General features: G+C 66.9%; 12 protein-coding genes. 7 read left to right on the forward strand and 5 right to left on the reverse strand.

The features are described from left to right. Nucleotides 1–8: 8 nt before the first annotated feature. Complete coding sequence (locus tag GOARA_RS03485; RefSeq protein ID WP_007320908.1) at nucleotides 9–1,142, reverse strand: Rv3169 family protein; 1,134 nt, start codon at nucleotides 1,140–1,142, stop codon at nucleotides 9–11. Further along, nucleotides 1,139–2,287 (reverse strand): phosphotransferase family protein, encoded by a 1,149-nt coding sequence (locus GOARA_RS03490; RefSeq protein ID WP_007320909.1) that lies wholly within the window; start codon nucleotides 2,285–2,287, stop codon nucleotides 1,139–1,141. Before GOARA_RS03490 ends, GOARA_RS03485 begins: the two co-directional genes overlap by 4 nt. A gap of 136 nt (nucleotides 2,288–2,423) precedes the next feature. Between GOARA_RS03490 and GOARA_RS03495 the strand changes: the two genes are divergently transcribed. The 3 genes from GOARA_RS03495 to GOARA_RS03505 all read left to right on the forward strand — a co-directional run bounded on the left by GOARA_RS03495 (nucleotide 2,424) and on the right by GOARA_RS03505 (nucleotide 6,342). Continuing rightward, entirely contained in the window at nucleotides 2,424–4,628 is a 2,205-nt protein-coding gene (locus GOARA_RS03495) for an MMPL family transporter (RefSeq protein WP_007320910.1), read from the forward strand. Nucleotides 4,629–4,734: 106 nt separating this feature from the next. Continuing rightward, complete coding sequence (locus tag GOARA_RS03500) at nucleotides 4,735–5,382, forward strand: TetR/AcrR family transcriptional regulator (protein WP_007320911.1); 648 nt, start codon at nucleotides 4,735–4,737, stop codon at nucleotides 5,380–5,382. A gap of 96 nt (nucleotides 5,383–5,478) precedes the next feature. Beyond that, nucleotides 5,479–6,342, forward strand: coding sequence for a Bax inhibitor-1/YccA family protein (locus GOARA_RS03505; protein WP_007320912.1), 864 nt, complete (start codon nucleotides 5,479–5,481; stop codon nucleotides 6,340–6,342). Nucleotides 6,343–6,439: 97 nt separating this feature from the next. Here GOARA_RS03505 and GOARA_RS03510 read toward each other — a convergent pair whose 3' ends face one another. Beyond that, nucleotides 6,440–6,967 (reverse strand): VOC family protein, encoded by a 528-nt coding sequence (locus GOARA_RS03510; RefSeq protein ID WP_245548344.1) that lies wholly within the window; start codon nucleotides 6,965–6,967, stop codon nucleotides 6,440–6,442. 65 nt (nucleotides 6,968–7,032) lie between these two features. Here GOARA_RS03510 and GOARA_RS03515 point away from each other — a divergent pair, with 65 nt between their 5' ends. Beyond that, on the forward strand, nucleotides 7,033–7,983 hold the full coding sequence (locus tag GOARA_RS03515) for a helix-turn-helix transcriptional regulator (RefSeq protein ID WP_007320914.1): 951 nt from the start codon (nucleotides 7,033–7,035) through the stop codon (nucleotides 7,981–7,983). Nucleotides 7,984–8,056: 73 nt separating this feature from the next. Here GOARA_RS03515 and GOARA_RS03520 read toward each other — a convergent pair whose 3' ends face one another. Together GOARA_RS03520 and GOARA_RS03525 are read right to left on the reverse strand one after the other, a co-directional pair. Then, nucleotides 8,057–9,280: an acetyl-CoA C-acetyltransferase gene (locus GOARA_RS03520; protein ID WP_040521656.1), complete on the reverse strand. Its 1,224-nt coding sequence runs from the start codon at nucleotides 9,278–9,280 to the stop codon at nucleotides 8,057–8,059. A 24-nt stretch (nucleotides 9,281–9,304) separates the two neighbouring features. Further along, nucleotides 9,305–10,246 carry an SGNH/GDSL hydrolase family protein gene (locus GOARA_RS03525; protein WP_007320916.1) on the reverse strand — a complete coding sequence of 314 codons (942 nt, stop codon included), beginning with the start codon at nucleotides 10,244–10,246 and terminating at the stop codon, nucleotides 9,305–9,307. A gap of 88 nt (nucleotides 10,247–10,334) precedes the next feature. Here GOARA_RS03525 and GOARA_RS03530 point away from each other — a divergent pair, with 88 nt between their 5' ends. The 3 genes from GOARA_RS03530 to GOARA_RS03540 all read left to right on the forward strand — a co-directional run bounded on the left by GOARA_RS03530 (nucleotide 10,335) and on the right by GOARA_RS03540 (nucleotide 13,379). Continuing rightward, complete coding sequence (locus GOARA_RS03530) at nucleotides 10,335–11,744, forward strand: cystathionine beta-synthase (RefSeq protein WP_007320917.1); 1,410 nt, start codon at nucleotides 10,335–10,337, stop codon at nucleotides 11,742–11,744. Then, on the forward strand, nucleotides 11,737–12,894 hold the full coding sequence (locus tag GOARA_RS03535; RefSeq protein ID WP_007320918.1) for a cystathionine gamma-synthase: 1,158 nt from the start codon (nucleotides 11,737–11,739) through the stop codon (nucleotides 12,892–12,894). Before GOARA_RS03530 ends, GOARA_RS03535 begins: the two co-directional genes overlap by 8 nt. A 164-nt stretch (nucleotides 12,895–13,058) precedes the next feature. Next, the gene (locus GOARA_RS03540; RefSeq protein WP_007320919.1) at nucleotides 13,059–13,379 is read left to right on the forward strand and encodes a hypothetical protein; all 321 of its coding nucleotides are present in this window, start codon (nucleotides 13,059–13,061) and stop codon (nucleotides 13,377–13,379) included. Nucleotides 13,380–13,475 lie beyond the last annotated feature (96 nt).

Genomic DNA, 13,475 nt, shown 5'->3' on the forward strand with positions numbered 1-13,475 from the left:
GAGCCGGTTCAGGGTGCGACGGCGCCCCAGTCGCCGAATCCCGACGGGTCGTGACGGCCGAAGCTGGCGTGCTCGAACATGCCCCAGCCTTCACGCTCGGTGCCGTCGGCCTCGCGGCACACCGCGTGTCCGACGTGGTCGATCACACCGAAGGCGGTGCGCCCCGCGACGGCGGGATCGGCGAGGTCGTAGGTCACGCGCTCGACGAAGCCCTCGCCTTTCCAGAGGCCATGAGTCCAGTCGGGATCACCGCCGTAGCCGCCGCCCACGTGCAATGGAGTCGCCAGCTTGGCGTCGACCTCGATGGTGACCGGCGAACCGTCGGCGGCCGTCGCGTCGATGGTGGCACCGGTCGGCAACCGGGTGCCGGATCGATAGTGGATCGTGACGCGCGGCCAGCCGAGCTGCTCGACGCGTCCGTCGCGCCACACGCGTGTGCAGTCGTTGAGCGTGCGGAAGCCGGACGGATCCTCCTGAATGATCAGCACCAACCCGAAATCGTCGAAGGCCATCGGCACATACAGCCACCACATGCCGTCGAACGGCGGGTCGGCCGGACGCCCGGGGGTGTCCGGTTCGCCGACCGGGCGGATACCCCACGACCGGTCCCGGGTGCCGATCCAGTTCTGCGGGTCGACGGTGAACTCCTCGCCGTCGACGACCAGGCGGCCGGCCCACGTACCGACCTGTGCGAAGCGCTGGGCGTCGAGGGTGACCCGGGTGCCCTGTCGCATGAGGTGGCGCTGCTCCTGGACGACGTCGAAGAGCCCGGTCCACGTCAGATCCGCTGCGATGCCCTCGGTTTCCTCGAGGGTGACGCGCAGGCTCCTCAGCGGCTCGACGACCTCGAGTCCCAGTCCGCCGACGCGCTGGTTGAGGCGGTCGCCGTCCATGGCGTCGGAGAGGTGTACGGCGGTCTGGTTACCTGCGCCGTCGGCTCCGCCCGGTCGGCTAACCAACAGGAACGCGTCTTTCACGCCGAGGATCGGGTAGTACCCGACGCCGATGATGACGAAGATCTCGCCGGTGCGGTCGTGGGCGCACATGTAGGAGCGGTCGTAGAAATTGCGGTCCGAGGTCGTCGGCCAGGCGATGGGCAGCGGCGCCTGGTGGATGGGGTATTCGTCGGCCGGGGTGATCATCGGTTCGCCCCCACTCCGCCCCAGTAGGTGCCGTCCATCATGGCGGCCAGGGTCGCCTGGTTGAGAATCTTGTCGTCCGGATTCGCCGGCTCCTCGGCCTGGCCGAAATCGACCGCGCGGCACTGCACTCGGAACAAGACGATCGAGTAGCACAGCGTCGCGTAGGTGATGAAGAAGTCCATGTCTTCCAATGTGGCGCCGGAGATCTCGGCATAGGCCTGCTCGACGTCGGAGCGGCGCCAGAACGCCGGCAGGCCCGGCATGCCGGCCATTTCGGCGATGTCCTGGAAGAAGCGGTGCAGTGCGATGCCCCACGCCACGTCGAGTTCGCGCGGCGCGCGGACCGCCATCTCCCAGTCCAGGACCGCGACCGGGCCGAAATCGCGGTAAATGACGTTGCCGATGCGCGCGTCGCCCCAGCACAGCACCTCGTCGCCGGTGGTCGGCAGATTGTCGCGGCACCAGGCCAGCGCGCGTTCGAGAAGCGGTGACCCGGCCCTGCCCCGGGTGATCCACGCGTAGAGGTCGTCGAGTTCGCGCAGATGGGCCGCCATCGGTGTCTCGCCGGGGCGGGGAGCGCTGAGGAGGTCCGCCGGGATCGGCGCGGCGTGGATCGCCGCGAGCGCCTCGATCGTCGTTCGCTGCAGCGTCGCACGGTCGTCGTCGGTGGCCTCGGTCAGCCAGGAGCCGAAGGTGTAGGGGAGGACGTCGGGCGGGATCTCGCCGTCGACGCGGCCCATCACGATGAACGGCGCACCGATGACCGCCTCGGAGGGTTCGCTCCAGTACAGCGGCGGCACCGGGACGCTCGTCGTCTTGCCGACGTAGTCCATCAACCGGAACTGGTTGTCGAGGTCGTACGACGGGAAGATGGGGTCGCTGTCGGGCGACGGCGCCACCCGCACCACGAGATGGTGCGGCTGCCCGTCCCACTCGGCGTCGACGATGATGGTTTCGCTGGACATGCCGTTGCCGTCGGGCGGGTGGATCTCGGTGAGTGTCACCGGTGCTCCGGCCTTGGAGGTGAACCATGCGGTCAGCGCCGGAGCGATCTCCTCGGGGTGCAGTCGTGATGCCGAAGGTCTGGCGAGTTCGGCGGAGTTCTCAGGGACGGCGTCGTCGGGTATCGCGGGCTGGTCGGGCATGCCAAAAGTAGAACACGTTCCAGTTTGATTCGGTTGTGATTCGCGACTTCTCCCGCATTTGCTCGCCGGAAGATATTGACTGCCTAAGTTAATGCCGATAACTTAACGCGGGTAACCAAACGTTGTGGAGGTTCTTGTGGAGCGACTGACCCGCGCCGTCCTCGCCGCGCCGAAGGCCATTCTGGCCGGTGCGTTCGCCCTGCTGATCTTGTTCGGCGTCTACGGCGCCGGGGTGGCCAGCCAACTGCTCGGCGGCGGGTTCGAGGATCCGCACGCCGAATCGGCGCAGGCCAGCAAGATCCTGGAGGACGAGTTCGAGCGCGGCGGCATCACCGTGGTGTTCAAGCTGGACGCGCCGGACCGCGACGTCACCGACGACCCTGTCGTTGCGAAGGTCGGGCAGCAGTTGGTCGCCGAGCTCAAAGAATTCGACTTCGTCCAGGACCCGATCCGCTCGATCTGGACCGATCCCGCCTCCGCGACGGCGCTGGTCAGCAAGGACAAGTCGTCGACGATTATCGTCGTCCCGCTCGGCGGCGGCGAATCGGTGGCTCCCAACCACGCCGAGGACCTGTCCGATCGGCTGGCCGGCGAGCGCGACGGGGTGAAGATCACCGCCACCGGTCAGGGCAAGGTCTTCGCCGACACCAACAAGCAGGTCTCGCAGGATCTCTTCATCGCCGAGGCGATCGCCATCCCGATCAGCTTCATCGCCCTCGTGGTGATCTTCGGCGGCGTCATCGCGGCCTCCCTCCCGCTGGCGGTCGGCATCTTCTCGATCATCGGCACCCTGGCGCTGCTGCGGCTGTTCTCGGTGTTCACCGATGTGTCGATCTTCGCGATGAACCTCGCCACCGCGATGGGTCTGGCGCTGGCGATCGACTACACACTGCTGATCATCACGCGCTACCGGGAGGAAGTCGCCGGAGGGATGACCCGCGAGGCGGCCATCCACCGCGCGATGGCGACCGCGGGGCGCACGGTGACATTCTCCGCGATCACCGTCGGACTCTCGCTATCGGGTTTGCTGCTCTTCCCGATGTACTTCCTGCGCTCCTTCGCCTACGCCGGTCTCGCGGTCGTGGTGATCGCATTGCTCGGGTCGCTGGTCATCACCCCCGCGCTGCTCACCGTCCTCGGTGACCGCGTCGACGCGTGGGATCTGCGCAAGCCGGTCCGGCGCTTGCTGGGGCGCCCGGAACGCGGATTCGTGCCGACCGAGCAGACCTGGTGGTACCGCTTCGTCCAGTGGGTGCTGCGTCGCGCGGCGCCGGTCGCGATCATCACCACGACGGTCCTGCTGATCCTCGGTGCGCCGTTCCTGTCGATCAAACTCGGTTTCCCCGACGACCGGATCCTGCCGACGTCGCACAGCTCTCGCGTCGCGATGAACGAGATCCGCGACGACTTCACTCAGAAGCTGGGCAGTGAGGTCACCGCCGTCGTCACCGGGTCGTCGAACGAAGCGGTGGACGACTATGCGGCCAAACTGTCCGGCGTCGCCGACGTGGAGGCCGTGACCAGTCCCGGTGCCGTGTTCGGCAAGGGCCGGGTCATCGCGCCGCGGCAGTCCGACGACCAGCACGGCGAGCACCGCGTGCTCACCGTCGTCACCAATACCGATCCGTTGGAGGAATCCGGGAAGACGCTGCTGGCCAACCTGCGCGACGTGCCCAAACCCGGTGATGCCGACGTCAAGTTCACCGGTATCGCCGCCTCCACCGAGGACACCGTCGCGTCGATCTACCGTCACCTGCCCTGGGTGCTGCTGTGGATCGCCATCGCGACCTTCATCCTGCTGTTCCTCTTCACCGGAAGTCTGGTACTGCCGCTGAAAGCCCTGGTGCTGAACCTGCTTTCGCTGTCGGCGACCTTCGGTGCGATCGTGTGGATCTTCCAGGAGGGGCATTTCGGTGCGCTGGGCACGACCGCGACGGGCTTCATCACGGCGACGATGCCGATCTTGATGTTCTGCGTCGCCTTCGGCTTGTCGATGGACTACGAGGTCTTCCTGCTCGGCCGGATCAGAGAGGAATGGCTCAAGTCCGGCAAGACGCGCGAGGACAGCGACCATGCCGTGGCATTCGGCCTCGCCAGCACCGGTCGCGTGATCACGGCCGCCGCGCTGCTGATGTCGATCGTGTTCGCCGCGATGATCGCCTCGCAGGTGTCCTTCATGCGTATGTTCGGACTAGGTCTCACGATCGCGGTGCTGATGGATGCGACGCTCATCCGGATGCTGCTCGTACCGGCGTTCATGCGGTTGGCCGGACGAGCCAACTGGTGGGCGCCAGCGCCGTTGCGGAGGCTGCACGAGAAGATCGGACTGTCGGAAGCGTGAGCGAGGAACCATGAGGATCGGTCGAGCGGGGGGAAGTCCATCACGACGGGCCCGCTCTCCGCGCGGCTCGGGCGACCAACTGCGGGGCGAAATCCTCGATGCGGCGATGGCGCTGCTCGAAGAGCACGACAGCGCCGAGGCGGTATCGATCCGCGCGGTCGCCAACGCGGTCGGGGTGAGTTCGCCGGCGATCTATCTGCACTTCGCCGACAAGGATGCGCTGCTCGACGCCGTGTGCGGCCAGTACTTCGACCGCCTCGACGAGGCCCTCGCCCTGGCGGAGGACGACCAGACCCATCCGCTGGACCGCGTGCGCGCCCTCGGCCGCACCTACGTGCAGTTCGCCCTCGACCACCGCGCCGTCTACCAGTTCGCCTTCGGGCACACCGGCAGCGACGGCACCCCGATGGTCGACGAGGCGCTGCGCACCGCGGCGTTCAATCGGCTCGCCGGCACCGTGCGCGAGCTCGTCGACATCGGCTGGGTGGCCGAGGCGTCGTCGGGTGTTGACGAGGATGCACACACGCTGCAGGTCGCACTGGAGCTGTGGACCGTCGTGCACGGCGTGGCGTCGCTGATGATCGCCAAGCCAGACCTCCCGTGGGGCGACGACCTGGAGGTCGCGGAATCCGTCATGCGGTCGGGGTGCCTGGGGCGGGCGCTGCTGCCGGTCGTCGGCGAGCGGGCAACCGGTGCGGAAGTGGAGCGATTCGTCGACGATGTCCGATCGGCCGATGGGCATCGAGCGAAATAGTCAAGAAAGGGTAAAGTTGGAACTGATCGGCGGCTCCGGGCGTTAACGGTAATGATGGAGCCACCGTGCTTTCCCTCTACCAATAAGGAGCCTGCTGTGCGAGAGTCCAGCAACCCCGTGATGCGCGGCGTCGTCCGCGACAACGAGAAGTCCGCGTCACCCTATGCCGGATTCGGGCAGATGGTGCCAGGCGCGCAGAGCGTCATCCTCGATTCGGCCGGTCAGCCGCAGTACGCGCCGGCGACGCCCGGCCGGGCTCTGACCATCGATGACGTGGTCACCAAGACCGGCATCACGCTGGCGGTGCTCGCGGCGTTCGCGGTGGCCGCCTACGCCGCCATCTCCGCCGAGATCGTCCCCGCCTTCCTGCTGTGGGGCGTCGGCATGATCGGCGGCCTCGGCCTCATCCTGTACGCGACGTTCAAGCGCAAGCAGGACAACCCCAAGATCGTGCTCGCCTACGCGGCCTTCGAAGGCCTGTTCGTCGGTGCGTTCTCCCACCTGCTGGCCAACATGGACATCGCCGGCGGTCCGGGCGACGGCGGCGCCAACGCCGGAATGCTCATCGGCCAGGCGGTACTCGCCACCTTCGGCGTGTTCTTCGGGATGCTCGTCGTCTACAAGACCGGCGCCATCCGCGTGACGCCGCGCTTCACCCGCATGCTGGTCGCCGGCATCATCGGCGTCGTCGTCCTGATGCTCGGCAACCTGGTCATCAGCCTGTTCACCGGCGAGGTCGGCATGCTGCGCGACGGCGGACCGATCGCGATCATCTTCTCGCTCGTGTGCATCGGCCTCGCGGCGTTCAGCTTCCTGGTCGACTTCGACCAGGCAGACCGCCTCATCCACGCCGGTGCCCCGTCCAAGGCCGCATGGGGAATCGCGCTGGGCCTGACCGTCACCCTGGTCTGGCTCTACACCGAGATCCTGCGCCTGCTCTGGTACTTCCAGGGCGACTAGGCAAACATTCCCGGCCACTGCCGGGAGTCGCGAACGGCCCCGAGGTTCACCTCGGGGCCGTTTCGCAATGCTGACACCGCGTGGTCGCGTAGTTTGCTTAGGTGTGGCGACGGGGCTCGACATCGATGACCCAGGTCAGGCCGAAGCGGTCAGTAAGCATCCCGAACCCCGGGCTCCATGCCGACGCAGCCAGAGGTTCGACGATGTCGGCTCCGTCTGCCAGCTCGTTCCAGATGCTGGTGACTTCCTCGAGACTTTGACCGCGCACGGACTGAAAGAAGGTGCGGTCGGTGATGGTCGTGCCATTCTCGCGCCGTGTGGCTCCGGCGACGGTCGAGGTGTCGGTGGTGTCTCTACCGGGGACGTCGTAGGCCATGAGGCGGAAACCGCTGCCGTTGTCGATCTGGCCGAAGACGACCTTGTCCGCACCGGGAGTGTCCTGAGGCGCGCCGAAATCACCATAGGTGAGGATGGTGACGGTTCCGCCGAAGACGGACTGGTAGAAGTCAAGCGCTTGTCGTGCGGTGCCGGGAAGATTGAGGTGTGTCGTTGAGATGATGCTCATCTGTCTGTCCAATCTGTAGGTGGTTGCGGCGGGCGCCGCCAATACGAGACTGCACGGCATTCCGGACAGGATGGGTCCGCTATTTCTGCGACACTTGTGACATGCCCTCTGGAACGTCATCTCGGATGCTCATGTTGTTGTCACTGTTGCAGTCGCGCAAAGACTGGCCCGGCCAGGCGTTGGCTGAGCGCCTTGGGGTGACGACTCGCACAGTTCGTCGTGATGTCGAACGGCTCCGCGAGCTGGGGTATTCGATCGGTGCGGCCAGGGGGCCCGATGGCGGATATCGGCTCGCCGCAGGATCCGAATTACCGCCGCTGCTGTTCGACGACGAGCAGGCGATAGCCATCGCGGTGGGGTTGCAGTGCACGCCGTCGACGGGGGTCGATCTTGACGAGGCTGCAGATCGCGCCCTGGTGACCATCAGGCAGGTGATGCCGCCGAGACTGCGGCACCGAGTCGATAACCTCCGCTTTGCGGACACCCCGACCGCGTTCCCAGATGTGGACCCGAAGGTACTCGAGACGGTCAGCACCGCCACTCGTGACCGTCAGATACTCTGCTTCGACTATCGTGATGACATCTCCTTTCCACCTCGGCGTGTGGAGCCGCATTCCGTGATCGCGCGACAAGGTCGCTGGTACTTGATCGGCTGGAATCTGGACGCATCCGAATGGCGCGTTTATCGGTTGGACCGAATTGTCCCGAAGTTCGCGGGAGGCCCGACCTTCGAGCCCCGCGAACTCCCGGCCCCTGACGCGCCGACATTCCTGGCGGCGCGCTTCAAAGGCTCCGATGAGAAGGATGCTTGGCCATGCACGGGCGAGTTTCTGTTGCACTTGGCGCCCCATCAGATCTCCCCGTGGCTCGACGACGGCGAAATGGAGAAGGTAGCGGACACAGTCTGTCGCCTACGGGTCGGATCCTGGTCGTGGGCCGCCCTGTTGTCATGGATCATGCGATTTGATGCGCCATTCAGCGTTCTTGGACCTGAGTCGTTCCTAGCGTCGATGCCGGGGCTAGCAGCTCGTGTTTCAGCTGCGATACCCGACACCTGCGGTCTATCGGGCGGCTAGACCGGGATGTCGGAACCGACTGCGCGGGCCACGAGGATCTCCTCGTGGCCCGCGCAGCGGTTGGTATCGATGGTCAGCTGAGTCGTTCGAGCACCATCGCCATGCCCTGACCGCCGCCGACGCACATCGTCTCGATGCCGAAGGTCTTGTCGTGGGTCTGCAGGTTGTTCAACAGCGTGGTGGTGATGCGCGCACCGGTCATACCGAACGGGTGGCCGAGGGCGATCGCGCCACCGGACACGTTGAGCTTGTCGTGGTCGATGTTCAGCTGCTGAGCCGAACCGAGAACCTGGACCGCGAAGGCCTCGTTGATCTCGAACAGGTCGATGTCGGAGATCTTCTTACCCGCGACGCGCAGCACCTTGCGCACCGCCTCGATCGGGCCGAGACCCATGATCTCCGGCGACAGACCGGTCGCCGCGGTGGCGACGATGCGCGCCAGCGGGGTCAGGCCCAGCTCTTTAGCCTTGGTGTCGCTCATGATGACCAGTGCGGCCGCACCGTCGTTGAGCGGACAGGCGTTACCGGCGGTGACCGTCCCGTCGGGACGGAACACCGGCTGCAGCTGGCTGATCTTCTCGTAGGTCGTCCCGGCGCGCGGGCCGTCGTCGGCCGTCACGGTGGTCCCGTCGGCGAGCGTGATCGGGTCGATCTCGCGGGCGAAGAAGCCGTCCGCGATGGCCTTCTCGGTGCGGTTCTGGCTCAGCACGCCCCAGCGGTCCTGGTCCTCGCGGGAGATGCCGGTGTAGGAAGCGACGTTCTCGGCGGTCTGGCCCATCGCGATGTACACGTCGGGCAGCAGGCCGTCGTTGCGCGGGTCGTGCCAGGTGCCTGCTCCGCCCTCGGCCGCCTTGGCGGTCCGGGCCTCGGCCTCGTCGAACACCGGGTTCTTCGAGTTGGGCAGGCCGTCGGCCGCACCGGAGACGCCGAAGGACGACACGCTCTCGACACCACCGGAGATGAACACGTCGCCCTCGCCGGCCTTAATGGCGTGCAGCGCCATACGGGTGGTCTGCAGCGACGACGAGCAGTAGCGGTTGACCGTCACGCCGGGGACGTGGTCGAGGCCGAGCTCGACGCCGATGACGCGGCCGATGTTGTAGCCGCCCTGACCACCGGGCTGACCGATGCCCCAGTGAATGTCGTCGATGTCCTTGACGTCGAGCTGGGGCACCTTGCCCAGAGCCGCGGCCACCATCTGGCGGCTCAACTCGTCGGGACGGACATCTTTGAGGGACCCCTTACCGGCGCGGCCGATCGGGGAGCGGGCATGGGCGACGATGACTGCTTCAGGCATGCCGGTCACATTACTCCCGCGCGTTCATGACGATGACAGCGATGGCACCAAACGCCGGATCCGGTTCACCAGCCGGCGCGACTCGGCCACCTCGGAGACCTCAGGCGGTGTAGGCAGCGGCCCGCCCCACTCGCCGACGGCGTCGAGCACCTCCGGCAGCAAAATGCTTGCGGCAAGGGCGTATCCGGCCGCCGACGGGTGGTAGTTGTCCGGTGAGAACATGTGCTCGGGGCGGGCGAGGAATTCCTTGGCGAGCACGTCCGCGAGCGGGACCGGGCGCCCGCCGTGCGAGGCGACCGCCGACCGCTGTGCGGCGGCCAGCCGAAGGCTGTACTGCCGGATCACCCACCGCAACGGCTGCGGGATCGCGGTGACCACACCGAGATCCGGACACGTTCCGACGACGACCTTCGCGCCGGCGTCGACGAGGAGTTGCACGGCCTGGCCGAGCCGACGTGCCGACGACCGCACCCGGTTGACCGCGGTGACGTCGTTGGCACCGATCAGGATCACCGCGACGTCGGGTCGCGACCGGGTGATCAGCGAGGCGTCGATCTGCGCCGCCAGTCCCTTGGACGTCGCACCGACGATCGCCTTGTTGCTGTAGCGCACGATCTTCCCGGTTTCGCGCACCAGGTTGCGCACGAGCTGAACCCCTGGAGTCTCGTCGGCGGTGTCGACGCCGAGGCCGGCGGCCGTCGAATCCCCGTACACGGCGAGGTGCAGGTCGACCGTCATGCTGCGGGTGAACGGCACCGGCCCGCGGCCGTCGGGGTAGTAGACGCCGTCGCCGTTGGGCGGATTGTCGGTTCGGTGCGGGATGATCTGGCGCGCGTGCGCGGCCTGCGAGTTCAGGTAGCTGTAGGCGGCGTAGGACGCGGCGGCACTGGCACCAGCGGCCACGACCGTGGCCCCGACATCGCGGAGCAGCCGGTCGGCCTTCTCGTCGGAATCAGCTGACGGCACAAGTGAAACTCTACTGTGTTCCGCTCACCCTGACCGGGAACCGCGGGGCCGGTGCGCCCGGGCGCCCCACAGGTGGGACGATGGAGGTATGCGCATCGCCAATCACGTGATCGATCTGGTCGGCAACACGCCGCTCGTCAAACTCAACTCGGTCGTCGAACCGGGCTCTGGCACCGTGGCTGCCAAGATCGAGTACCTCAATCCAGGCGGAAGCTCCAAGGACCGCATCGCGGTGAAGATGGTCGACGCCGCCGAGGCGTCCGGAGAGTTGAAGCCGGGCGGCACCATCGTCGAACCGACGTCGGGCAACACCGGCATCGGCTTGGCCCTGGTGGCCCAGCAACGCGGATACAAGTGCGTGTTCGTGTGTCCGGACAAGGTCGGCGAGGACAAGCGCAACGTGCTGCGCGCCTACGGCGCCGAGGTCGTCGTCTGCCCGACGGCCGTCCCCCCGGAACACCCGGACAGCTACTACAACGTCTCCGATCGACTGGCCCGCGAGATTCCGGGCGCGTGGAAGCCGAACCAGTACGCCAACCCGGCCGGCCCGGAGAGCCACTACGAGACCACCGGGCCCGAAATCTGGCGCGACACGGACGGCAAGATCACCCACTTCGTCGCCGGCGTCGGCACCGGCGGCACCATCACCGGCACCGGCCGCTACCTCAAAGAGGTCTCCAACGGTGCGGTGAAGGTCGTGGGCGTCGACCCGGAAGGTTCGGTCTACTCCGGCGGTTCCGGGCGGCCCTACCTCGTCGAAGGCGTCGGCGAGGATTTCTGGCCGCAGGCCTACGACCCGAACGTGCCGGACGAGATCATCGCGGTCTCCGACGCCGATTCCTTCGACATGACCCGGCGCCTCGCCCGCGAGGAGGGTTTGCTTGTCGGCGGGTCGTGCGGGATGGCCGTCGTCGCCGCCCTGCAGGTGGCCAAGCGCGAAGGACCGGACTCGCTCGTCGTCGTGCTGCTGCCCGACGGGGGGCGCGGCTACCTCGGCAAGATCTTCAACGACGAGTGGATGAACAGCTACGGATTCCTGCGCTCGACGCTCGACGGGAAGGACGCCGCCGAACCGACGGTCGGAGACGTGCTGCGCGGCAAGTCCGGCAAGCTTCCCGACCTGGTGCACACGCATCCGCAGGAAACGCTGCGCGACGCGATCGAGATCCTGCGCGAATACGGTGTTTCGCAGATGCCCGTCGTCGGCGCCGAACCGCCGATCATGGCGGGGGAGATCGCCGGTGCGGTGACCGAACGCGACCTGCTGTCGGCGGTGTTCTCCGGACAGGCGAACCTCGCCGATCCCGTCTCGCAGTTCATGGGGGAGGCATTCCCGCTGATCGGCGCGGGCGAACCGGTGTCGGCCGCGACCAACGAACTGAGCAAATCCGATGCCCTGATGGTCGTCGAAGACGGCAAGCCGATCGGCGTCATCACCCGTCACGACCTGCTGGAATTCGTGAGCAAAAACCCCATCGTCGGAGGAAAGAATGACTGACCAGGATCTCTCGGGACAGGGCTTCGCCACCCGGGCCATCCACGCCGGATACGAGCCGGACCCGCAGACCGGTGCGGTCAACGTGCCCATCTACGCCAGCTCGACTTTCGCCCAGGACGGCGTCGGCGGACTGCGCGACGGCTTCGAGTACGCGCGGACCGGCAACCCGACGCGCCGCGCGTTGGAGGCCAATCTGGCGGCGCTCGAGGGCGGTGCCTACGGGCGCGCCTTCGCGTCGGGCATGGCGGCGACCGACGCGACGTTGCGCGCGGTGCTGCGTCCCGGCGATCATCTGGTGATCCCGAACGACGCCTACGGCGGCACGTTCCGGCTGATCGACAAGGTGTTCAGCCAGTGGGGGATCACGTACTCGGTGGCCGCGGTGAACGACGTCGACGAGGTGCGCGCGGCGATCACCCCGCAAACCAAGCTGGTGTGGGTCGAGACCCCGACCAATCCGCTGCTCAACATCGGCGACATCGAAGCGATCGCGGCGGTCGCCCACGATGCGGGGGCGAAGCTCGTCGTGGACAACACCTTCGCGTCGTCGTATCTGCAGCAGCCGCTGGCGCTGGGCGCCGACATCGTTCTGCACTCGACGACGAAGTACCTGGGCGGGCATTCCGACGTCGTCGGCGGGATCCTGGTGACCGACTCGGCCGAGATCGACGAGGCTGTCGCCTTCCTGCAGAACGGCGCCGGCGCGGTGCCCGGGCCGTTCGACGTGTACCTCACGCTGCGCGGCATCAAGACCCTCGCCGTCCGGATGGACCGGCACTCCGACAACGCCGAGAAGATCGTCGAGTTCCTCGGCGCGCATCCCAAGATCGAGAAGGTCCTCTACCCGGGCCTGCCCGACCATCCCGGCCACGCCGCTGCCGCCAAGCAGATGAAGCGCTACGGCGGCATGGTGTCGGTGCTGGTGGCCGGCGGCCGTCAGGGCGCGCTGGACCTGTGCGCCGGGACAAAGGTGTTCACGCTGGCCGAATCGCTGGGCGGCATCGAGTCGTTGATCGAACACCCGGGTGCGATGACCCACGCGTCGACGGCGGGGTCGCTCCTGGAGGTGCCCGACAACCTGGTTCGCCTGTCGGTCGGCATCGAAGACGCCGACGACCTCATCGCCGATCTGGACCGTGCGCTCGCCTGATTCCATTGGTGGACGGGCTGGTCACGCGAGTGTGATCCCTCGGGGGCTGACCTTGTCGTGTGCGGGTGTGATTCCATCGGTGGTCGGCCTGGGGTCGCGCGTGGGTGTGATTCCATTGGTGGTCGAGTGAATTCGAGCGGAGCGAGAATTTGTATCGAGACCCCGTGACCCGGCATGCCGACTCGGCGTATCGGCCGTTGTACAACGCCGCGTTGTCGGCCGATCCCGGTGACGACATGTACGGCAACTTGTTGCCGTTGCACCTGCGCTACCTCGCGGCCAACGGTCGGATGTCGGGCAGCACCGGCGGGATCAGCGCTGACGGAATCCGTTTCTTCCCGCAGTGGATCGGAGTGCCCGACGACGCTGGCGGCTTCCTGTATTCGCCGTCCGGGTCACCGGAGGGCTACGACATGTACGGAATGCAATGCCGCGGCCCGGTCGCGCTGGGAGGCGGCTGGTGGATGTGTGGCATGCGCGATTGAGAGCCGCCTCGTGGCAGGCTCCCCGATCGCTGGCGCTGCAATAACCCAACTGGCGTGTCACTATTGCTGGGGCCAGTCGACTGGCCGCCCGGCTGT

Source organism: Gordonia araii NBRC 100433 (genome assembly GCF_000241265.1).
In the GTDB taxonomy this organism is placed as follows: Bacteria; Actinomycetota; Actinomycetes; order Mycobacteriales; family Mycobacteriaceae; genus Gordonia; species Gordonia araii.

What these genes read in the sequence shown, in the direction of transcription:
- GOARA_RS03535 (WP_007320918.1), top strand. Translation starts at nt 11,737, where the DNA reads ATGACTGACCAGGATCTCTCGGGACAGGGCTTCGCCACCCGGGCCATC.
- GOARA_RS03520 (WP_040521656.1), bottom strand. Translation starts at nt 9,280, where the DNA reads ATGCCTGAAGCAGTCATCGTCGCCCATGCCCGCTCCCCGATCGGCCGC.
- GOARA_RS03530 (WP_007320917.1), top strand. Translation starts at nt 10,335, where the DNA reads ATGCGCATCGCCAATCACGTGATCGATCTGGTCGGCAACACGCCGCTC.
- GOARA_RS03515 (WP_007320914.1), top strand. Translation starts at nt 7,033, where the DNA reads ATGCTCATGTTGTTGTCACTGTTGCAGTCGCGCAAAGACTGGCCCGGC.
- GOARA_RS03500 (WP_007320911.1), top strand. Translation starts at nt 4,735, where the DNA reads ATGGCGCTGCTCGAAGAGCACGACAGCGCCGAGGCGGTATCGATCCGC.
- GOARA_RS03490 (WP_007320909.1), bottom strand. Translation starts at nt 2,287, where the DNA reads ATGCCCGACCAGCCCGCGATACCCGACGACGCCGTCCCTGAGAACTCC.
- GOARA_RS03485 (WP_007320908.1), bottom strand. Translation starts at nt 1,142, where the DNA reads ATGATCACCCCGGCCGACGAATACCCCATCCACCAGGCGCCGCTGCCC.
- GOARA_RS03510 (WP_245548344.1), bottom strand. Translation starts at nt 6,967, where the DNA reads ATGCCGTGCAGTCTCGTATTGGCGGCGCCCGCCGCAACCACCTACAGA.